This is a genomic window from Pectobacterium sp. PL64 (assembly GCF_022477975.1).
GTDB lineage: Bacteria > Pseudomonadota > Gammaproteobacteria > Enterobacterales > Enterobacteriaceae > Pectobacterium > Pectobacterium jejuense.
The window spans coordinates 1,483,921-1,505,406 of the sequence record NZ_CP092070.1 but is presented as its reverse complement, the minus strand read 5'-3'; the positions used below and the strand labels follow the sequence as shown (position 1 = coordinate 1,505,406).

At 52.6% G+C, this 21,486-nt stretch carries 20 protein-coding genes and 2 pseudogenes; 10 read left to right on the top strand and 12 right to left on the bottom strand.

Annotated features, from left to right (window positions below):
• Nucleotides 1-51 precede the first annotated feature (51 nt).
• Both hcr and HP572_RS06520 read left to right on the top strand, forming a co-directional pair.
• Entirely contained in the window at nucleotides 52-1,077 is a 1,026-nt protein-coding gene (gene hcr, locus HP572_RS06525) for an NADH oxidoreductase (RefSeq protein WP_240585126.1), read from the top strand.
• A 216-nt stretch (nucleotides 1,078-1,293) separates the two neighbouring features.
• A complete protein-coding gene (locus tag HP572_RS06520) occupies nucleotides 1,294-2,730 on the top strand; it encodes a DUF2867 domain-containing protein (protein ID WP_240585125.1) in 1,437 nt (478 codons plus the stop codon).
• Here HP572_RS06520 and HP572_RS06515 read toward each other — a convergent pair.
• Both HP572_RS06515 and HP572_RS06510 read right to left on the bottom strand, forming a co-directional pair.
• Nucleotides 2,727-3,555: pseudogene (locus HP572_RS06515) on the bottom strand (N-acetylmuramoyl-L-alanine amidase). The gene HP572_RS06520 and the pseudogene HP572_RS06515 overlap by 4 nt on opposite strands.
• A 75-nt stretch (nucleotides 3,556-3,630) precedes the next feature.
• Entirely contained in the window at nucleotides 3,631-3,954 is a 324-nt protein-coding gene (locus HP572_RS06510; protein WP_005967367.1) for a heavy metal-binding domain-containing protein, read from the bottom strand.
• Nucleotides 3,955-4,150: 196 nt separating this feature from the next.
• On the opposite strand from HP572_RS06510, the gene artP reads away from it, so the two are divergent.
• The 5 genes from artP (at nucleotide 4,151) to artJ (HP572_RS06485) (ending at nucleotide 7,976) form a co-directional block, all read left to right on the top strand.
• Complete coding sequence (gene artP, locus HP572_RS06505) at nucleotides 4,151-4,879, top strand: arginine ABC transporter ATP-binding protein ArtP (RefSeq protein ID WP_280927623.1); 729 nt, start codon at nucleotides 4,151-4,153, stop codon at nucleotides 4,877-4,879.
• Nucleotides 4,880-4,899: 20 nt separating this feature from the next.
• Complete coding sequence (gene artJ, locus HP572_RS06500; RefSeq protein WP_010306421.1) at nucleotides 4,900-5,631, top strand: arginine ABC transporter substrate-binding protein; 732 nt, start codon at nucleotides 4,900-4,902, stop codon at nucleotides 5,629-5,631.
• Between the two features lie 11 nt (nucleotides 5,632-5,642).
• Nucleotides 5,643-6,359, top strand: a complete 717-nt coding sequence (gene artQ, locus HP572_RS06495; RefSeq protein WP_240585124.1) for an arginine ABC transporter permease ArtQ — start codon at nucleotides 5,643-5,645, stop codon at nucleotides 6,357-6,359.
• Complete coding sequence (gene artM / locus HP572_RS06490; RefSeq protein WP_010277266.1) at nucleotides 6,359-7,027, top strand: arginine ABC transporter permease ArtM; 669 nt, start codon at nucleotides 6,359-6,361, stop codon at nucleotides 7,025-7,027. The genes artQ and artM overlap by 1 nt, the downstream gene beginning before the upstream one ends.
• A 217-nt stretch (nucleotides 7,028-7,244) precedes the next feature.
• The gene (gene artJ / locus HP572_RS06485; protein ID WP_010306608.1) at nucleotides 7,245-7,976 is read left to right on the top strand and encodes an arginine ABC transporter substrate-binding protein; all 732 of its coding nucleotides are present in this window, start codon (nucleotides 7,245-7,247) and stop codon (nucleotides 7,974-7,976) included.
• A 364-nt stretch (nucleotides 7,977-8,340) separates the two neighbouring features.
• On the opposite strand, the gene rlmC is transcribed toward artJ (HP572_RS06485), so the two are convergent.
• From rlmC to nfsA, 9 genes and pseudogenes are all read right to left on the bottom strand, one after another.
• Nucleotides 8,341-9,471 (bottom strand): 23S rRNA (uracil(747)-C(5))-methyltransferase RlmC, encoded by a 1,131-nt coding sequence (rlmC, locus tag HP572_RS06480; protein WP_240585123.1) that lies wholly within the window; start codon nucleotides 9,469-9,471, stop codon nucleotides 8,341-8,343.
• Between the two features lie 125 nt (nucleotides 9,472-9,596).
• A complete protein-coding gene (locus HP572_RS06475; RefSeq protein WP_240585122.1) occupies nucleotides 9,597-10,049 on the bottom strand; it encodes a YbjO family protein in 453 nt (150 codons plus the stop codon).
• Between the two features lie 207 nt (nucleotides 10,050-10,256).
• A pseudogene (gene potI / locus HP572_RS06470) lies at nucleotides 10,257-11,104 on the bottom strand (putrescine ABC transporter permease PotI).
• Nucleotides 11,101-12,066, bottom strand: a complete 966-nt coding sequence (gene potH / locus HP572_RS06465; protein ID WP_010277280.1) for a putrescine ABC transporter permease PotH — start codon at nucleotides 12,064-12,066, stop codon at nucleotides 11,101-11,103. The pseudogene potI and the gene potH overlap by 4 nt, the downstream one beginning before the upstream one ends.
• A 14-nt stretch (nucleotides 12,067-12,080) precedes the next feature.
• The gene (potG, locus tag HP572_RS06460; protein WP_240585705.1) at nucleotides 12,081-13,214 is read right to left on the bottom strand and encodes a putrescine ABC transporter ATP-binding subunit PotG; all 1,134 of its coding nucleotides are present in this window, start codon (nucleotides 13,212-13,214) and stop codon (nucleotides 12,081-12,083) included.
• 206 nt (nucleotides 13,215-13,420) lie between these two features.
• Nucleotides 13,421-14,530 (bottom strand): spermidine/putrescine ABC transporter substrate-binding protein PotF, encoded by a 1,110-nt coding sequence (gene potF, locus HP572_RS06455; RefSeq protein ID WP_095994334.1) that lies wholly within the window; start codon nucleotides 14,528-14,530, stop codon nucleotides 13,421-13,423.
• 371 nt (nucleotides 14,531-14,901) lie between these two features.
• Nucleotides 14,902-15,381 carry a YbjN domain-containing protein gene (locus tag HP572_RS06450; protein WP_010277290.1) on the bottom strand — a complete coding sequence of 160 codons (480 nt, stop codon included), beginning with the start codon at nucleotides 15,379-15,381 and terminating at the stop codon, nucleotides 14,902-14,904.
• Between the two features lie 264 nt (nucleotides 15,382-15,645).
• Entirely contained in the window at nucleotides 15,646-16,557 is a 912-nt protein-coding gene (gene rimK, locus HP572_RS06445) for a 30S ribosomal protein S6--L-glutamate ligase (RefSeq protein WP_205550870.1), read from the bottom strand.
• A 16-nt stretch (nucleotides 16,558-16,573) separates the two neighbouring features.
• Complete coding sequence (gene nfsA / locus HP572_RS06440) at nucleotides 16,574-17,293, bottom strand: oxygen-insensitive NADPH nitroreductase (RefSeq protein WP_240585121.1); 720 nt, start codon at nucleotides 17,291-17,293, stop codon at nucleotides 16,574-16,576.
• 287 nt (nucleotides 17,294-17,580) lie between these two features.
• Here nfsA and HP572_RS06435 point away from each other — a divergent pair, with 287 nt between their 5' ends.
• Nucleotides 17,581-17,847, top strand: a complete 267-nt coding sequence (locus tag HP572_RS06435; RefSeq protein WP_010277298.1) for a GrxA family glutaredoxin — start codon at nucleotides 17,581-17,583, stop codon at nucleotides 17,845-17,847.
• Between the two features lie 70 nt (nucleotides 17,848-17,917).
• Here HP572_RS06435 and HP572_RS06430 read toward each other — a convergent pair whose 3' ends face one another.
• Entirely contained in the window at nucleotides 17,918-18,289 is a 372-nt protein-coding gene (locus tag HP572_RS06430; protein WP_010306649.1) for an inner membrane protein YbjM, read from the bottom strand.
• A gap of 376 nt (nucleotides 18,290-18,665) precedes the next feature.
• Here HP572_RS06430 and HP572_RS06425 point away from each other — a divergent pair, with 376 nt between their 5' ends.
• Nucleotides 18,666-20,354 carry an aspartate:alanine antiporter gene (locus tag HP572_RS06425; RefSeq protein WP_240585120.1) on the top strand — a complete coding sequence of 563 codons (1,689 nt, stop codon included), beginning with the start codon at nucleotides 18,666-18,668 and terminating at the stop codon, nucleotides 20,352-20,354.
• A 453-nt stretch (nucleotides 20,355-20,807) separates the two neighbouring features.
• Entirely contained in the window at nucleotides 20,808-21,476 is a 669-nt protein-coding gene (gene deoC / locus HP572_RS06420) for a deoxyribose-phosphate aldolase (RefSeq protein WP_240585119.1), read from the top strand.
• The last annotated feature ends 10 nt before the right edge of the window (nucleotides 21,477-21,486 follow it).

Below are 21,486 nucleotides of genomic sequence, written 5' to 3'. Positions count from 1 at the left end.
GGCCGCCATTTTTACACGCTTCACCGTACCCGTTTGTTATGGAGATTGATTATGACTATGCCCGCACTACAGATTGGGCCGACACCGCTTTGCTCTAACCGCATGCAGGTACATTCGATTACTCAGGAAACGCCTGATGTCTGGACGATTTCACTGGTTAATCATGATTTTTATCCGTATCAGCCGGGTCAGTATGCGTTAGTCAGCATTGCCAACAGCGCGGAGACGCTACGGGCTTATACGATTTCATCTTCACCAGGCCTCAGCCGTTTTATTACCTTGACGGTCAGAAGACTGGACGACGGCGTCGGTTCCCGCTGGCTGACCCAAGCGCTGAAAGTCGGTGATTATCTGTGGCTGTCCGATGCACAGGGCGAGTTTACCTGCGCCAACGCGGTCAGCGATCGTTACCTGATGGCGGCAGCAGGCTGTGGCGTCACGCCGATTATGTCGATGTGCCGTTGGCTTCTGGCAAACAAACCGCAAACCGATATCCACGTTATTTTCAACGTGCGCAATCCGTTGCAGGTGATCTTCGCCAAAGAATGGCAGGATCTGGTGCAGCGCTATCCGCAGCAGTTGCATCTGACGCTGATGGCAGAGTTTGACGCTGCGCCCGGTTTCCTCTCTGGACGCATCAGCGGCGACCTGCTGATCGAACACGTGCCGGATATCGCCAGCCGCACCGTGATGACCTGCGGCCCAGCACCATACATGAACCAGATTGAAACACTGAGTCAGCAGCTTGGCGTTGCCTCAACCTGCATCTTCAAAGAACAGTTCCGCCCGGCAGATGAAGTACTGGATGAAGATGCCGATCAGCTCACGCTGACCATCAGCCGTCCGCTGAAAAACCTGCGCGTTCCGGTCGGCATCAGTCTGCTGGCCGCACTGGAAGCCAATAAGGTGCCGGTTGTCGCCGCCTGCCGCGCCGGTGTTTGCGGTAGCTGTAAAACCCGCGTGCTATCCGGTAATTACACCACCAGCAGTACCATGACGCTAACACCAGCCGAGATCGAACAGGGCTATGTTTTGGCCTGTAGTTGCCAGCTGCAAGGCGACACCGTTCTGGCCTGATACGCCCGCGTTTTACCCCCTTCTGCCCGGTAGCCTCGGCTATCGGGCAGGTAGGTCATGTTTAATTACGCTTGGTTTCAGGCGAGCATTAACCCCATACTTTTCATCGCTTTTTGCCCTTTCCCTATTCATCTTTTCCCGATTTGTCTTTTCCAGATTTGCCTTTTCCCGATTATAGTAAGCCATGGTTATATTTTGCTGTGGAGCCGCTGGCACATGACATCCCCCTCAGTCCCGATCCTGATTCTGGGCGCAACTGGCTACATTGGCCGCCATTTAACCGAGCGCTTGAGCAAACAAGGCAACCGAGTCATCGCTGCCGGCCGGAATATCGAGTCCCTCGCGTCACGGAATTGGCCGGGCGTCGACTGCCAACAGGTTGATCTCGCTAAACCAGAAAGCCTGCCTGATGGTCTGTGGGGCGCGGAGACGATCTATTATCTGGTGCACAGCATGGGCGACGGTGCGGACTTCGTTGCAAGAGAACGAATGACCGCCATGAACCTGCTGCTGGCACTGGCCTCCAGCAACGTAAAACAGATTATTTATCTGGGGTCGCTTCAGGCGAAAGACGATACCTCACCGCACATGCAGGCACGCCAGATCACGGGAGATGTTTTACGCAGCAGCGGTATTCCCGTCACAGAGCTGCGTGCGGGCATTATTATCGGTACCGGTTCGGCAGCGTTCGAGATTATGCGCGATATGGTCTATAACCTGCCGATACTGACGCCGCCGCGCTGGGTGCGTTCTAAATCGTCCCCCATTGCACTGGAAAACCTGCTGGTGTATCTGATCGGCATCGCGCAGCATCCCGCGACAGAAAACCGCATCATGGACGCCGCAGGCCCCGAATACATCAGCTACCAGACCATGTTCGAGCGTTTCATTCAGATCAGCGGCAAGCGCCGCTTGCTGATTCCCGTTCCCATGCCGACGCATCTGGTGTCTGTCTGGTTCTTGCATCTGGTGACCTCGGTTCCTCCCTCCATCGCCCGCGCCCTCATTCAGGGGCTAAAACACGACTTACAGGCCGATGGCAGCGAATTGCAGGCATTAATCCCACAAACGCTGATGAGCTTTGATGACGCCGTGCGCCTCACGCTGCAAAGCGAAATGGAGAGCGTACAGCAGGCGGACTGGGGCGATGACACCGAGGTTCGCGCGCGCTGGAAGCCAAATTACGGCTTTTACCCTAAACAGGCGGGCCATACGATGGAAACGCCCGCGTCCAGTCAGGCGCTCTGGCAGGTCATCCAGCAGGTCGGTGGCAAGGAAGGCTATTTCTACGCGAATACGCTGTGGAACATCCGCGCCCGGCTCGACGATCTTTGCGGTAACGGCGTTACTTATGGACGCCCCGAGCGTCCAACGCTAGAAGTGGGCGACAAGATTGACGGCTGGAAGGTTATCTCGATCAAGCCACAGCGTCAGTTGGTGCTGTTATTCGGCATGAAAGCACCGGGGCTGGGGAAACTCAACTTTACTATCACGGACAAAGGCACTCACCGAACCGTGGACGTCCGCGCCCGCTGGCACCCTTCCGGGTTCAACGGGCTGGTCTACTGGTTCCTGATGATGCCTGCTCACCTGTTTATCTTCCGTGGTATGGCGGCGCGTATTGCGAAACTGGCAGAGAAGGAAACGGTTTAGCGGCTGCCGTATTTCTCCAGCAGCGCATCGACAATCGCTTCACTCTGCGCATCTGGCTGGCCTTGATAGTTCTCAGGGCGGAAATGCATCTGGAAAGCGGCGATCACCTGCCGCTTCTCACGCGCGGTCATCGCGTCCTGCACCGAGTAGCCATAGCGCCCCAGCTTTTCCAGCAGAACCGCTTCATCTACTGGCTGCAATGGCAGCCGTCCGTTCAAATAGAACGCGACCCGCTGCGCGTCCGGCCAGGCACCAATGCCTGCTTGCGCCAGCGCCTGCCAGGGGAACAGCGGCCCAGGGTCTTGTTTGCGCTGTGGGGCGATATCGCTGTGTGCCACCACGTTCTGCGGCGCAATCTGATAGCGGTCGACAATATCGCGGGCGATCGCGGTCACGAGCTGAATCTGCGCGGCGGTAAACGGCTCCCACGTATAGCCCGTTAGCGAGCGTTGATAGCCTGCGTTTTCAATCTCAATACCAATTGAGGAATTATTCAACCGACTAAACCCACGCCAGCTACTGGCTCCCGCATGCCAGGCTGCCTGAGATTCCGGCACCAGTTGCCAGGCAAGCGGCTTGCCGCGTTGCAAAGGTGGATGGGCCGGAATCAGATAATGAGCGCTGACGTGCTCATCCGTCAGAATATTCAGCGAGGTGGCAAAATCTTCCGCCGTATAGTGAATCACCAGAAAGCGGATACGCGATTCCTGCGCCCGAGACTGCAATGCCGTCTCCAGCACATAATTATTCTGTTCTTTCAACGAAGAGGCTGATTGGCAATCCCGCCAACAACCCCAGCGCTATGCAGACCATCCATTTCAACATCGTTATTCCACTATATACGCTTTACACATCATCTCTTCGCCTGCCCTAATCGGCTATTTCAGTCATTAGCGGCCATTAGCGGCGAACTTTTACTGCGGTACCGCTAACGGTCACCATCAGCATGCTGCCGTCCTTCCCGACGGTTTCATAGTCAAGATCAATGCCCACAATGGCGTTCGCCCCTAAATCTTCGGCCTGCTCCTGCAGCTCTTTAAACGCAATCTGTCGCGCCTTACGCAGTTCCTTCTCATAGGCACCGGAGCGGCCGCCGACGACATCGCGGATACTGGCAAAAAAGTCACGGAAGATGTTCGCGCCCAGAATGGCTTCGCCAGTCACGACGCCACAATATTCAGTAATGGTGAAGCCTTCCAGATTCGGCGTAGTGGATAATTGCATGTCGTCTCCTTTTACTGCGTTTTAATGTCAATGCTCAGCCTGCTGATGAGAAAGCGCCTGCTCAGCCGTAAGTCACTATTTTGTGCTATTATTTAACCAACAAATCGCTTATTGGCAAATTTTAACCCACGGTGATTGCATAACTATTCTGCCGACGTTAACATTCGCCGCATCAATGTCTATTCAATTCTTACGCATGAGTATTCAACTAAACGGCATTAACTGTTTCTACGGCACATACCAGGCGCTATTTGATATCACCCTCGATTGTCCTGCGGGTGAAACGCTGGTGCTTCTTGGTCCCAGCGGTGCGGGAAAGAGCTCGCTGATACGCGTTCTTAATCTGTTGGAAATGCCACGTTCTGGCAAGCTTTCCATCGCCGGTAATCAGTTTGATTTTCAGCGCACGCCATCCGACAGCGCGATCCGTGAATTGCGTCAGAATGTCGGGATGGTGTTCCAGCAGTATAATTTGTGGCCGCATCTGACCGTGGTGCAGAACCTGATCGAAGCGCCCTGCCGCGTGCTGGGACTGAGTAAAGAAGAAGCCAAAGCGCGGGCGGACAAGCTGCTGACGCGCCTGCGCCTCAATGACTTTGCCGATCGCTTCCCTCTTCATCTTTCTGGCGGACAGCAACAGCGTGTCGCGATTGCCCGTGCGCTGATGATGGAACCTCAGGTTCTGTTATTTGATGAACCGACTGCCGCGCTGGATCCAGAAATTACCGCTCAGGTCGTCAACATCATCCGTGAATTGGCAGAAACCGGGATTACGCAGGTGATTGTGACCCACGAAGTTGAATTTGCCCGTAAAACGGCCAGCCGTGTGGTGTATATGGAAAACGGCCGCATCGTTGAACAAGGGGATGCGACGCATTTTACCCAGCCGCAGACGCCTGAATTCGCTGGTTATTTGTCACATTGATTACTATCAGGAAAATGATAATGAAAAAATTGATTGTTGCAGCCTTATTCGCCGTTGGTGCCGCCTCTGCTAACGCCGCAGATACCATCCGTTTCGCGACGGAAGCCTCTTACCCTCCGTTCGAATTTGTCGATGCCAATAACCAGATCCAAGGTTTTGATATCGATCTGGCGAATGCGCTGTGCAAAGAAATGCAGGCAACCTGCACATTCAGCAATCAGGCTTTCGACAGCCTGATCCCTGGCCTGAAATTCCGTCGTTTCGAAGCCGTCATCGCGGGAATGGACATTACCCCTGAGCGTCAGCAGCAGGTGTCGTTCACCCAGCCTTACTATGATAACTCCGCGCAGTTTATTGCCCAGAAAGGGAAAGTGGCCGATATCGCCGCGCTGACAGGCAAACGCGTTGGCGTACAGAATGGCACTACCCATCAGAAATACCTGATGGAAAAGCATAGCGATATCAAAACCGTGCCTTACGACAGCTACCAGAATGCCGTGCTGGATCTGAAAAATGGTCGTCTGGATGCCGTATTCGGTGATACCGCCGTAGTTAACGAATGGCTGAAACAAAACGATACGCTGAGCACCGTAGGCCAGAAGGTGACGGATAAAGGTTACTTCGGTATCGGTCTGGGCATCGCCGTGCGCCAGAACAACGATGAGCTGCTGAAGAAATTCGACACTGCGCTCAACAAAATCAAGCAGGATGGCACTTACGAGACCATCTACAAAAAATGGTTCCAGCAGTAATCTGACGCTCAATGATTGAATTTCAACCTCTTGCAAGCGCCGCCGGGATGACCGTCGGCCTTGCCGTTTGTGCACTGGTGCTCGGCCTCGTACTGGCGATGCTGTTTGCCGTTTGGGAAACTGTCCGCTGGAAAGCCGTTAGCTGGACGGGAACCGCCGTCGTGACGCTGCTGCGCGGCCTGCCAGAAATTCTGGTCGTGCTGTTCATCTATTTCGGCTCTTCTCAGCTGCTGATGATGCTGGCAGACGGGTTTACCCTGAATCTCTTCATCGTGCATATTCCGGTAAAACTGGATATCGGCATGTTTGAAATCAGCCCATTCCTGTGCGGCGTGATTGCGCTGGCGCTGCTGTATGCGGCCTACGCCTCCCAAACGCTACGCGGCGCGCTAAAAGCCGTTCCGCAAGGGCAATGGGAATCGGGTCAGGCGCTGGGACTCAGTAAAGCCGCGATCTTTTTCCGTCTGATCATGCCGCAGATGTGGCGTCACGCCCTGCCGGGATTAGGCAATCAGTGGCTGGTATTGTTAAAAGATACCGCGCTGGTGTCGTTGATCAGCGTGAACGATTTGATGCTGCAAACCAAAAGCATTGCGACACGGACGCAGGAGCCCTTTACCTGGTACGTTGTCGCGGCGGCGATCTATTTGATTATTACGTTGTTAAGTCAGTACGTGCTGAAACGCATTGAACTGCGCACCACGCGTTTTGAGCGGAGGCCTTCCTGATGCTCGCTTATTTACCTGAGCTTGTAAAAGGCCTGCATACCAGCCTGACTTTAACGGCGGTCTCCATCGTCGTGGCGCTGGTGTTGTCGCTGCTGCTGACCGTCGTTCTGACGCTCAAAACGCCGGTCATATCGCTGTTGGCGAAAGGCTACATTACGCTGTTTACCGGTACGCCGCTGCTGGTGCAAATCTTCCTGATTTACTACGGCCCAGGGCAATTTACCTCTATCCAGCAAATCCCCTGGCTGTGGAACCTGCTTTCACAGCCGTGGCTATGTGCAATGGTGGCACTGGCGCTCAATAGCGCGGCTTATACTACGCAGCTGTTCTATGGTGCGGTAAAAGCGATTCCCGCCGGGCAGTGGCAATCTTGTGCCGCGTTGGGCATGGATCAGAAGCAGACATTACGTATTTTGCTGCCGTTTGCGTTTAAACGCGCGCTGTCTTCTTATTCAAATGAAGTGGTGCTGGTGTTTAAGAGTACCTCACTGGCTTACACCATCACGCTGATGGAAGTCATGGGCTACAGCCAGTTGATGTACGGCCGGACGTATGACGTGATGGTGTTTGGTGCCGCTGGGATTATCTACCTGTGCGTCAACGGGTTACTGACGCTGCTGATGCGCTGGGTCGAGCGTCGTTCGCTGGCATTTGAACGCCGCAATTAATCCTTATTGCATTTATCCGCACATTTATCTACTTAGAAAGCAGGCTTTGATAGCCTGCTTTTTTTATTGCCAGTTGATGTAAAAACATGCAATAAATCGACTCATTAATCATTTTAATTGCATATAAATTCAATCAATGGCATGGTAATCGCCATGACGTCGGAACCCTTCCGCAAGTCTATTGATGAACAATAAGAAAAACAGACAGGAGTAGGTAATGAAAAAATTAGTGCTCGCCACGTTACTGGCAGGAATCGCCTTCAGCGCCACCGCCGCAGACACCATCCGTTTTGCATCATCAGCTACCTACCCGCCATTTGAGTCACTGGACGCCAGCAACGAAATCGTCGGTTTCGATATGGATCTGGCAAAAGCGCTCTGTAAGCAAATGCAGGCGACCTGTACGTTCACCAATCAGGCGTTTGACAGCCTGATCCCGGCGCTGAAATTCCGTCGCTATGACGCCGTGATTTCCGGTATGGACATCACGCCAGAGCGCAGCAAGCAGGTCGCGTTCACGCAGCCGTACTATGCCAACTCAGCCGTGGTTATCGCGCAGAAAGGGAAATTCAGCGACTTTGCCGCGATGAAGGGCAAGCGCATTGGTATGGAAAACGGCACGACACACCAGAAGTACATGCACGATAAGCACCCAGAAGTGCAAACCGTTTCTTATGATAGCTACCAGAACGCGGTACTGGATCTGAAGAATGGCCGTATCGACGGCGTATTCGGTGATACCGCCGTCGTCAACGAGTGGATTAAAACGAACCCTGAACTGGCAACGGTTGGCGAGCATGTAACTGACGCAGAATACTTCGGCACCGGACTGGGCATCGCCGTTCGTCCTGATGACAAAGCGCTGCTGGAGAAACTGAATAAAGCGCTGGACGCCATCAAAGCGGACGGCACGTACAAAACCATCAACGACAAGTGGTTCCCGCAATAAGATTCACTTCGCGTAGCGCGGTGTGGATGCACCGCGTTATAGAACGCTTCCACTATTACGTGTTAGGTCGTTTAAAGGTTTCGGGCGTGTTAATTACAGTATTCTTCTGTCATTTCATCATACGCCCGACAAGGCGCGCTCAAACGCCGCAGCGCCTTGACCACTGGCTTTTCGGCGCTAATTGCGCCGCTTCGCGGTGCCTTCGGCGTTCGTATCCGCTGTTCGGACCGTCTGCGACGCGTTCCTTACGCGGCGCAGACTTTCGCGGCGTCCATGCCGCTCATCCAGCGGCCACGCCCACCTCAGCGCAATTTTTTACGCCTACGATAGTTCCCACAAAAAGCGTAGATATCGCAGTTTTTTCCTATATTTCCCGCTTCAGTAACGTCAGCACTTCGTAGTGCGCCGTGTGCGGGAACATGTCGAACAGCTGTACGCGCAGCGCGCGGTAATTCGTCAGCTCTGTCATGTCTTTCGCCATGCTTTCCGCGTTACAGCTGGAATAGAGAATATAGTCCGGTGCCATGCGGCTCAGGTAGGCGCACAGTTCACTGCCGATACCGCGGCGCGGCGGATTAACTAATACCAGATCCGGGATTTCCGCTTTAGCGGTCGCAAACTGCGTTGAATCCAACGCCTGAAACTCCACCTGCTTCAATCCTAACTGTTCCGCAGAGCGACGCGCGCAGGCTATCGCCTCAGCACTGATTTCAATCCCCGTCAGACGCATCTCCGATGACGCACAATGCAGGCCAAAACCCCCTACCCCGCAAAACAGATCCCACATGCTGGTAATATTCAGCTCTGCCACCCAGTCGCGAGCCGTCGCATACAGGGCGGCTGCCACCTGCGGGTTCGTCTGGAAAAAGCTTTGTGGCCGGATATACAACGGCACCTGATTGAACTGTTCAGCCAGCGCGGCAGCGTCACTCAGGATAATCTCCGTTTTCCCTTCCATAATCGCCTGATGCACGGGCTGAATATTGGCGGAGATCACCTCAATCTGAGGCAACTGCTGCTGTAGCCAGGGCAATGCGGCACGCAGCTGCGCCAGCTTGGTTTCCGAGCGTAAGACAAAGCGCAGCATGAATATACCGTGCTGCGTACTTTCCGTCAGCAGCAGGTATTTCAGCTCCCCGCGGCGTCGAGCCACGTTATAAGGCGTTAGCCCCGCCCGAGCGATGAAGACTTTAAGCACGTCGAAAATCGGTGCAAAGCTGGACGGATAAAGCGGACAATCGCAGAGATCCACCGCCGTTCCATCACGATGTAGCATCCCCAGCAGCGGGCGTTCCACGCTGCCGCTCACCACCATTTTGGCTTTATTACGAAAGGCAGACTGCGCAGAAGGCTGCACGGGCAACCAGCACTGCACGGCGTGCGGTTGCAGCAAACCTTCAAGATGCTGCTGTTTATCAGACAATTGCTGCGGGTAGGCTTTTTCCAGCCATTGGCAGGAACGACAGGTTCCCGTGCTGTAGCGGGCACAATACATAGAAATCTAACTATTAAAATAATACGGAATGCGAGGATTATATCACTCTGATGGCGTCACCCTGCGACCTTTTGCCGATTTATGGGCGACGCCTGCAGCCAGAGTGGCTTATAAGAGAGAAATGTCTATTTCTGCCGCAGAAAAAAACGCTTACTGCGTCGTGGCAGAAACAGTAAAACAATCACCAGAAGATCGGGGATCTTTTGCAGTAGGAGCTGATGCAGCACGGCAGCATTGTTCCCGCCTGAGATATGAAATATCGCCGGCATAAATTCACTCAGCGATGCCAGCAGCAGGTAACACACCACGACGGCCTGGCAGACCACATAACCCCATCGCCCCCAGTTCACGCCGGCCAAAACGGCAAAGCCACAGCGAATTTCAACGCCGACGACAACCAGCGACAGCAGTAGCACCAGCGTCGAATCCCAGGCTTCCGCATTGCTGCCAATCCAGCCGCTCAAATCGCTGAACCCTAGCTCCCAGACAAGCAGCAAAATCCCCAAAATGCGGGTAGCAATAATCGCAATCCCCGCCACCATCACAGGCACCGGGGCATAAACTTTGCGTTGTGTCATTTCCTTCTTCATATACAGAATTTCAACGCTCTCCCTTCATGCGGCATTTACCCGCCAAAAATACAGCATCAATATAACGTCTGATGCCAATATAAAACTTGATAGTCATGCAAAACTTGATTGCCATACAAAACAGCAACGCCCCCATACTCTGGCGGCGTTGCTGGTCATCTTCGCTAGGCTAACAAATTACGGTGAGAGATCGAATCAGCCGCGTCTCGCTTTTTGCATATCGCGATAGCGCTGCTTTTCTGCTCTCGCCATAAACCACCAGGCGATAAACCCAATAATACCAACGACTAACAATATCAGGGAAGCCAATGCGTTAATTTGTGGATTAACGCCCATTCTGACGCTGGAGAACACCAGCATTGGCAGCGTTGTCGAGCCGGGCCCTGCTACGAAGCTGGCGATAACCAGATCGTCCAGCGACAGCGTAAACGCCAGCAGCCAGCCGGAAAGCAAGCGCAGGAGCAATCATCGGCACCGTGATAATGAAGAACACCTTGAGCGGGTTCGCCCCCAGATCCATCGCCGCTTCTTCAATCGAACGGTCCAGCTCACGCAGCCGCGCGCTGATCACCACGGTGACATACGCGGTACAGAACGTGACGTGTGCCAGCCAGATGGTGAACATCCCTCTTTCCGCTGGCCAGCCAATGGCATGCCCTAATGCCACAAAGAGCAACAGCAGCGACAGGCCGGTAATCACATCTGGCATAACCAGCGGCGCTGTCAGCATAAAGGCAAACCCATTGGAGCCACGGAAACGGCCAAAACGCACCATGACCACGGCGGCGATCGTCCCAAGAATCACGGCCATCGTTGCCGAGGCGGCAGCAATCGTCAGGCTCAGGAGTACCGCGCTGATCATCGCCGTATTGTGGAACAGCTCGACGTACCAACGTGCCGACCAGCCAGCCCATACGGTCACCAGCTTGGAACTGTTGAACGAGTAGATCATCAAGCATCAGCATCGGCGCATAGAGGAACGTAAAGCACAGCACCAAAATCACAATACGCCACGGTGAGCGAACAACAGGTAAATTATTCACGCTTCACCCTCCGCTGTTTTGCTCTGATGTTTGTGGAACCAGATAATCGGCATAATCAACAGCAGCAGCATGACGACGGCAACGGCAGATGCAACCGGCCAATCGCGGTTATTGAAGAATTCCTGCCACAGAATACGGCCAATCATGATGCTGTCCGGCCCGCCGAGCAGTTCTGGAATCACGTACTCCCCCACCGCGGGGATAAAGACCAGCATCGAGCCCGCAATAATTCCGCCTTTCGTTAACGGGACGATCACGCTGAAGAAGGTTTTCAGCGGTCGCGCACCGAGATCCAACGACGCTTCCACTAACGAATAGTCCAGACGCATCAGCGCGGTATAGATCGGCAGCACCATAAACGGCAGATAGGAATACACGACGCCGATATACACCGCCAAATTGGTATGCAGAATAACCAGCGGTTCATCGATCACGCCCAGCCACAGCAGGAAGTTATTCAGGATACCGTTATTTTTCAGAATCCCCATCCAGGCGTAGACGCGAATCAGGAATGACGTCCACGATGGAAGAATCACCAGCAACAACAGGATATTACGCGTCGACGGTTTACTGTGTGCCACAGCCCAGGCTAACGGGTAGCCGATAAGCAGGCAGCACAGCGTCGACACGGCAGCAACCTGAAGCGATTGCATATAGGCATCGAAATACAGCGGATCGTCCAACAGATGTAGGTAGTTCCCAAGGTTCAGGGAAATATCCAGCTTGCCGTCCAGCCACGAGACCAGATCGGTATAAGGCGGAATCGCCCGCGCCATCTCTGCAAGACTGATTTTGAACACGATCAGGAACGGCAGCATAAACAACAGCAGCAGCCACAGATACGGCAGCGCGATGACCAGCTTGCGTCCGTGTTTTTGACGCCAGCGCGCCATCAGCACACGGAGCCAGAGTCTGGCCTTGCCCGGTGGTTCCGCCGTGTTATGTTCGGGAAATAGAGTCATGACATTGTTCCTCGCTACACCGTCAGAACCACACAGCTATCCGCATCCCAACACAGCCGGACCTCATCTCCCCAGGTCGGCGTGCCTTTGCGATAGCGGTAGGCATTTTGTAACTGCGCGCTGATGATTTGCCCGCTGTTGAGCCTGACGTGGTAAATCGACAGGTCGCCCAGATAGGCGATGTGGACCACTTCCCCTACCGCGAAGTTACAGCCATCAGCCGGCACCTCTTCGCACAGCATGATTTTCTCAGGACGCAACGCGATGTAGACCGGAACGCCATCGATCACCGAGACATCCGAATCCACCTTCAGCGGATGGACCAGCCCAGGGCTTTTGATGATCAGCGCATCGTCCTGACGTTCCTGCAAGATCCCTTCAAACATATTGACCGAGCCGATGAATTCCGCGCTGAAACGCGTGTTTGGGTGCTCATAAATCTCTTCCGGCTCGCCAATCTGTACGAACTTACCGCGATTCATAATGGCAATACGACCCGCCATCGTCATGGCTTCTTCCTGATCGTGCGTCACCATCACACAGGTCACACCCACGCGTTCCAGAATGTCGACGACTTCAAGCTGCATGCGGTCACGCAGTTTCTTGTCCAGCGCCCCCATCGGTTCGTCCAACAGCAGCAGTTTGGGACGCTTCGCCAGACTGCGAGCCAGCGCAACACGCTGACGTTGACCGCCGGAAAGCTGATGCGGTTTGCGATTGGCGAACTCTTGCATGTGCACCAGCGACAACATCTCTTCCACACGATCTTTGATTTCTGCACGCGGCAGTTTGTCCTGCTTCAGACCAAACGCGATATTCTTTTCCACCGTCATGTGTGGGAACAGCGCATAAGACTGGAACATCATATTGATGGGACGCTGGTAAGGCGGCACCAATGATAAATCCTGACCATCCAGAACAATCTGCCCCTGCGTGGGAAGCTCAAAACCTGCCAGCATACGCAGCAGCGTGGATTTCCCACAGCCGGATGCCCCCAGCAGCGCAAAAATTTCGCCTTTATAAATAGTCAGACTGACATCATCGACGGCGGCCTGACCGTCGAACGACTTCGTCAGGTTACGCACTTCCAGCAGCGGTGTGGCTGCTTTTTGAGGTTTTGATTGAGGGCGGGGGATCGCGTCATTCACTTCGCATTGCTCTCCGGCAAAAGCAGAACAAGCCACACCGCAGATGCCGCCATTCGGCGCTTTTTGCATTCAGCAGTGTGACACAATATAGAGCACGAACAGGCGGATAATCCGCCTGTTCTTTGCCACGTTTTATACCCATCCATTCTCAAGTTGCCGACACCAGCAACCGTCAAGCGTTTGGGTAACGATTCAGATCCAAGAGGCTACTTGCCGCTTTTAACCTTAGTCCATGCACGCGTACGCGTACGGTCAATCTGAGGAGACTGCACCTTAAGCGTAAACAATTTGGCACGCACATCCGCTGGCGGATAAACGCCTGGGTTATTACGAATCTCTGCGTTCACCAACGGCAAGGACGCCAGATTACCGCTCGCGTAATACACGTGGTTACTGATTCCCGCCATCACTTCCGGCTTCATCAGGTAATCCAGAAACGCATAAGCTTCATCAAGATTTTTAGCATCTTTTGGAATGGCAAGCACATCAAAGAATGCCAGTGCGCCCTCTTTCGGAATGCTGTATTGGATATTCACGCCGTTCTTCGCTTCTTTCGCACGATTTCCTGCCTGCAGGATATCGCCCGCCCAGCCTACTGCGACACAGATATCGCCGTTTGCCAGGTCGTTGATGTACTGCGATGAATGGAAGTAGCGAATGCTCGGACGCAGTTTCAGCAGCAGATCGGTCGCTGACGTGGTGTAATCGCCCGGCTTAGTGCTGTTCGGATCTTTACCCTGATAGTTCAGCACGGTTGCGAAGATCTCTTCCGGTGCATCCAGGAAGGAGACGCCGCAGCTTTTCAGCTTTTCCAGGTTCTCTGGCTTCAGAACCAGATCCCAGCTGTCAACCGGTGCATCAGCACCCAGCGCGGCTTTCACTTTCTCAACGTTATAGCCGATGCCCGTAGTCGCCCACAGGTAAGGCAGGGCATATTTATTGTCTGGATCGTGCTGTGCAATCAACTTCATCAGCTCAGGATCCAGATTTTTGTAATTCGGTAACTTGCTCTTGTCTAATGGCTGAAAAACTCCCGCAGAGAGCTGGCGCTCCAGGAAGCTGGCAGAAGGTACCACCAGATCAAAACCCGTGCTGCCCGCCATGAGCTTGCCTTCCAACACTTCGTTGGAGTCAAACACGTCATAGACGACTTTAATGCCGGTTTCTTTCTGGAAATTGGCTAACGTGTCCGGCGCGATATAGTCGGACCAGTTATAAACATGCAGCGTTTTCTCTTCCGCAGATGCGGTGACGGACGCGGCCATCAGCAAGCCGGTAACAACACCCGATAGCCATTTTTTACGTTGGGTGAACATCCGTTCCTTCCTCCATTCAAGGGGGTGATTCATGGGAGTAGTATGTATCGTTCCGATACAAAATATGTCCTGCCGCGCTATCCAAGCGGTGAATGAGTATGCACCGATTTTTATTCGCCCAGACACAGACATAGCCCTGATTCCGCTGTCTGTGTCTTACAGGAATAAAGCATAACCCCACAACATCGTGTGCACCATACTTGAACGTAAAAAATGGGTTTTAACGATTATTTATTCACATTTTATCGATGTGATGAAGGCGTTTAGCGGCAAACAAAGAGAAATATCTGGCAATAATGCGAAATAACCAGAATAAATGGTGGTGAAAGGAAAATAAGTAAAACCAATTGCTGCCGTTGGCAGCAACCGTATCAATGCAGATGAGAGGTATTGACTCTGGCAGCAGAGCCCTCTTCTTCCTCGCCGATAAACAGCAGATTATTAGCACCGGCCTCAAGGATCACCATTGAGATTTGTTCTTCGGACTGCTGCATGAAATGTCTGAATTGTTCCAGCGTCATGCCAGCAGCCACGCTGAATGACTGGCAGACAATCAGCTTCGGCAGGTTATCGTCCTGAACGTCGATAAACGCCTTAACGGTCAACGAGCTGGCATTGATTTGGCTCAGGTCGCCAACCAGAGGAATCAACGCGCTGGGCTTCACTTCGGCAAGGGCAGAAAACAGGATCACGTTATCTACCAGATCAACTTTCGCATCGAACACGCCATCAAAATTTTGCATATGAGGAAGATGGAGCGCCTGGCAGGAATCACATTCGAAATACAGAATGTTCAGTTGATCCAGCCACCGCCGTAGCATAGCCAAATCCGGGACGATGAGTGAATCCATCATGTTTGCCTCATACCTGCCGCCGTACAGACAGCGTTGTTGAAAAGAAAACACCGTTTACACAGAAGCGATGTTGAAACAAAAACAGCCTTAAAAACGGCCCATAGCTTACGGAATATTGCGCGACGATGCCATGATAAAAGCGCCCCATGTGCCGCTTTCCTCGTTCCGCGACACGTAACGTACCGCATAGCGCCGCTGTCCGGTACGTCACGCCAAAATAAGGAACGCCGTATTTTACGGCGCGGTCCCTGTTTCAGAAAGCTAACTTTTGCTTATTGTTGCCGATATTGCGAAGCGCCTCTGGGTATTTTGCTCAATAAACTCAATCATCATGTCGGCAATATCGAGTCCGGTCGTCGTTTCAATCCCTTCCAGCCCCGGCGAGGCGTTAACTTCCATCACCAGCGGCCCCCGTTCGGCACGCAAGATATCGACGCCCGCGATATTCAGCCCCAGCGTTTTTGTCGCCTTGATAGCAATCGCACGCTCCTTCGCCGTAATTTTCACTTTATTCGCCGATCCGCCGCGATGCAGGTTTGAACGGAATTCCCCCGCTTTCGCCTGTCGCTCAATCGCCGCAACAACACGGTTGCCGATCACAAAACAGCGGATATCTTTACCCTGCGCTTCATGCACGTACTCCTGCACCAGAATGTGCGCATTCAGCCCGCGAAAGGCATCAATCACGCTTTCCGCCGCCTGTCGCGTCTCGGCCAATACCACCCCAATCCCCTGTGTACCTTCTACCAGTTTTACGACCAGCGGCGCACCGCCCACCATCGCGATCAGATCGCCAGTATCATCCGGCGAGTGAGCAAATCCGGTGATCGGCAGGTCAATCCCCTCACGCGCAAGCAGTTGCAATGAATGTAGCTTGTCGCGGGCGCGAATGATGGCGACAGAATTATTCAGCGGGTAGCTGCCCAGCATTTCAAACTGGCGCAATACCGCCGTACCATAAAACGTGATCTGTGAACCGATACGCGGAATAACCGCATCAAATTTATCCAGCCGACGCCCGCGGTAATGCACCGACGGCGCCGCCGAATTGATATTCATGTAGCAGGAAAGCGGGTCGATAATCTCAATGCTGTGTTGGCGCGCCTCAGCCGCTTCACGCAGACGCTTGCAGGAATATAACGCCCCATCACGAGACAGAATGGCTATCTTCATAAATATCCTACTGATACTAGCGTATCGCCCATCCTTGTTGATGTAAGTAGTCCAGCATGAATGGACGTAACTCTTTTTTCAGCGTCCGTTCCACGTGCTCACTCCAGCTTTCACGACGACTACCGGTACGTTGCAGATAATATTCCACCATTTGCTGGTCGTATTGCGCCAGCACATCGCGGTCGAGCGGCTGATAGACATTTTCATGCAGCATCATTGCGGTTGGCATGCGCGGTTTCAGCATGGGTTCCGCGTCCGGGTGCCCCAGACACAGACCAAACAACGGCAGAACTAACGGTGGCAGTTGCAACAACTGCGTCACGTCAGCGAGGCGATTGCGGATCCCGCCGATAAATACCCCACCCAGCCCCAGCGATTCGGCGGCAACCAGTGCATTCTGCGCCATGAGGGCGGTATCGACGCAGCCAATCAGCAATTGCTCAGCCAGCCCGGTTTCTGCCTGTGGGAAGATCGCCACATGCCGATGGAAATCGGCACAAAAAACCCAAAATTCTGCCGCCTGCGCCACATAGCCTTGCTCGCCGGTATAGTGAACGAGCGTTTCACGCACCGCAGGATCGGTAATACGGATAATTGAGCTGCATTGTAAAAAACTAGAGCTGGACGCACTTTGTGCGGCGGTAATGATGGCGTGGCGTTGCTCATCCGTTATGGCCTGAGACGTAAACGCGCGAATAGAACGGTGGCGCTGTAGCAAATCAATCGTTGGTGTCACACTGGCATCCTTCAGTCGGTAAAGTACATCTCATAGGCAGCTTGAAGTATGACGAAATTATATCGTAGCTCGGGTGGAATCTGCATTACCCCACCGCCTAATAGCTTCAGCAAATCGTTGTAACAGGTAATGACTACTTTTTTTCATCAATGAATACGGGCATAGTAGCGAGATTCGCAGTAACCTCATTAACCGTAACACTTTTAGCCGTGACCTTGTCTGTAATAGGCGTCACGCTATGCGTTTCAAGAATGAGAACATTTTTCTAATTTTACAAAGGAGTTTACATGTTCGCTGTAATTTTCGGGCGCCCCGCTTGCCCTTATTGTGTACGTGCGAAAGAACTGGCAGAGAAATTAGCCGAGCAACGTGATGACTTCAGCTTCCGCTATGTAGACATCCACGCAGAAGGCATTTCGAAAGAAGATTTGTCCAAGACGGTAGGAAAACCGGTTGAAACCGTACCGCAGATTTTCCTGGATGAAAAACACATCGGCGGCTGCACCGACTTTGAAGCCTATGCTAAAGAGCATCTGGCCCTGTTCCAGTCATAATCATCAAACTGATCAGAACAATAGCGCGGCGACAGTCCGCGCTTTTTTATGGCTTCGGAATAGAACCCACTCAACGAAGATAGCGTCGATAAAGACTCCGTAAACACAACACGCCCATCGCCCCCAGCACGCACCAAAAGACCGCACTCATCACGTAGGCCAGCTCTTGCCAGAAAGAACGCATTGGCGTATTCCATAGGTGAAGCACCAGCAAACACACGGGCATTGCCGCCAGCGCGCCAAACAGCGGGTAAAGCAGGCGACCGCGCGCGGAAAGAAAACAGGCAACCATACCGGGCAACAGAAAAAGCAACATCCCTGGACTACCGCGTAGCCCATCACTCACCGCAACCTCTGATACCTCAATCTTTTGGCTCAGAAACACGACGGTGAACAATAAAAAACAGCAGGTCGCACCCACCCAGCCTTTATTTCTTGCCATAAATCGCCCTCACTCAATATGCCTCCCAACCTACATCAACCAGATACCGAAAATATGCGGCATGGTAAAAATGATTGGCGTATCTATTCCCCGATATGAAAAACATGAGGCTTCGCTACGATTTATTCGACACGCTGGCCATCTACAGAAACAGACGATAACCCAGCGCATTTCTTCAACAGCGACACCACAATCATTAAATTAAACAATAATTACACTGAACAATTTTTATCGGATAAATTATACTGAACGAGGCTGATTCCTTTCAGCTGACGCGTATTGATACCGTCACGGGAATTCATGCATTTCATGGCTAAATCTAGCCGCTATAATGAATAACATCAAGAACTTACTGGTAAAAAACAAGTTACATTCCATGAATATAAACGTCGCTGATTTGTTAAATGGGAATTACATTCTACTTTTATTCGTGGTTCTTTCATTAGGACTCTGCCTGGGGAAATTGCGCCTCGGACCAGTACAACTCGGTAATTCTATTGGAGTTTTAGTTGTTTCTTTATTACTCGGCCAACAGCATTTTTCGATTAATACCGAAGCGCTGAGCCTCGGCTTTATGTTATTTATTTTTTGCGTGGGCGTGGAAGCCGGACCAAATTTCTTTTCTATTTTCTTCCGCGACGGAAAGAATTATTTCATGCTGGCGCTGGTGATGGTCGGCAGCGCCATGTTACTGGCGTTAGGCTTAGGCAAATTCTTTGGTTGGGGAATTGGCCTGACGGCGGGGATGCTGGCCGGGTCCATGACCTCAACGCCGGTGCTGGTCGGTGCGGGTGACACGCTGCGCAACACGGCCAGCTTGGGTAACCAGCTCGGTATTGAGCAAGATCATCTGAGTTTGGGCTATGCGCTGACGTATCTGGTAGGGTTGGTCAGCCTCATTTTTGGCGCACGCTACCTGCCCAAACTCCAGCATCAGGATTTGCCTACCAGCGCTCAGCAGATTGCACGCGAGCGCGGATTAGACCCAGACAGCCAGAGAAAAGTGTACCTGCCGGTGATTCGCGCCTATCGCGTTGGGCCGGAACTGGTTGACTGGGCGGATGGCAAGAATCTGCGCGAGCTGGGGATTTATCGCCAGACTGGCTGCTACATCGAGCGCATCCGACGCAACGGGATTTTGGCTAGCCCTGATGGTGATGCCGTCTTGCAAATCGGCGATGAGATCGCGCTGGTCGGCTATCCCGACGCCCATTCTCGCCTGAACTCCAATTTCCGCGATGGCAAAGAGGTTTTCGACCGCGATTTGCTGGATATGCGCATCGTAACGGAAGAGATCGTCGTCAAGAACCACAATGCCGTCGGCAAACGCCTAAGCCAATTGAAGCTGACCGATCACGGCTGTTTCCTCAACCGTATTGTCCGTAGCCAGATTGAAATGCCGATTGACGATAACGTCGTGCTGAATAAAGGCGATGTCTTGCAGGTCAGCGGGGACACCCGCCGGGTCAAAAGCATTGCTGACAGAATCGGGTTCATTTCTATTCATAGCCAGGTCACCGACCTGCTGGCCTTCTGCGCCTTTTTCGTTATCGGCGTGATGGTCGGACTGATCACCATCCAATTCAGCAATTTCACCTTTGGTATCGGTAACGCGGCAGGGTTGCTGTTCGCTGGTATCATGCTCGGGTTCCTGCGCGCCAACCACCCGACCTTCGGCTATATTCCGCAAGGCGCACTTAACATGGTCAAAGAATTCGGCCTGATGGTTTTTATGGCCGGTGTTGGTCTGAGCGCAGGTAGCACCATCAACAGTAGCCTGGGAGAAGTCGGTATACAGATGCTGGCTTCAGGGCTAATTGTTAGCCTGCTGCCGGTGGTGATTTGTTTTCTGTTTGGTGCGTATGTGCTGAAAATGAACCGTGCGCTGCTGTTTGGCGCCATGATGGGTGCACGAACCTGCGCCCCTGCGATGGAAATTATCAGCGATACGGCGCGCAGTAACATCCCTGCGCTCGGCTATGCGGGCACCTATGCCATTGCTAACGTGCTACTCACCTTAGCGGGTTCTCTTATCGTGGTTATCTGGCCTGAACTGCCCGGCTGAGAAAGTGTAAAAAACCGTCAATATTATTTTCTAAACGCCAGAACTTTTTCTTTGCCCTACAGTCTGAATAAGTGCCACTGCTTTTCTTTGATTCCCCTTATTGAGGAGCCCATCGTTCCCGCCTTTCAGGTTCAAGAACGATGGGCGTTTTCTTTTCCGCTTATACTCGTCATACTTCAAATTGCATGTGCGTTGGCTACGTTCAGTCACCCGAATCACTTACCTGTGTAAGCTCATCGGGATTCCTTCGCTTGCCGCCTTCCTGAAATTTGAATTATTTAGAGTATACCTCTTCCCTATTTCCCGATATCCACACATCCGCTATCACATTCGCTTCATTTTTTGTTATTAAAATAACAAAATTTAATTTTATTGTTATTTTTATGACATAAAAATCATTGAGTGTCATAATCACGCTATATGACTTTTTATCTACACCTCCAAGGATTTACCATGACTGACTACGCACGCTATATCGACCACACACTGCTGGCAGCCAATGCCACCGAACAACAAATCGCCACCCTGTGTGATGAAGCGATCGCTCACCATTTTTATGCCGTCTGTGTGAACTCAGGTTACGTTCCCTTAGTGGCCGAAAAGCTGAAAGGCACTGAAGTACAGGTATGTTCTGTTATCGGTTTCCCTCTTGGTGCAGGCCTGACATCCAGCAAAGCTTTTGAAGCGAAAGCGGCGATTGATGCCGGTGCGCAAGAAATCGATATGGTGATTAACGTCGGCTGGCTGAAAAGCGGGAATGTTGCTGCCGTCAAAGCGGATATTCAGGCCGTGCGTGAGGTTTGCGCCGCTATACCGTTGAAGGTAATATTGGAAACCTGTCTGCTTGATGACGAACAGATTGTTCTGGTGTGTGAAATGTGTCGTCAGTTGGATGTCGCGTTCGTCAAAACGTCTACCGGTTTCAGCACCGGCGGCGCGCGTGAAGAACACGTTCGACTGATGCGTAGTACCGTCGGCAGCGAGATGGGTGTCAAAGCATCCGGCGCGGTTCGCGATCGCCAAACGGCACAGCGTATGATTGAAGCAGGCGCCACACGTATCGGCACCAGTTCAGGCGTCGCTATCGTTTCAGGTGAAACGGCCGCAGCAGGAAACTACTAACAACAAAAAT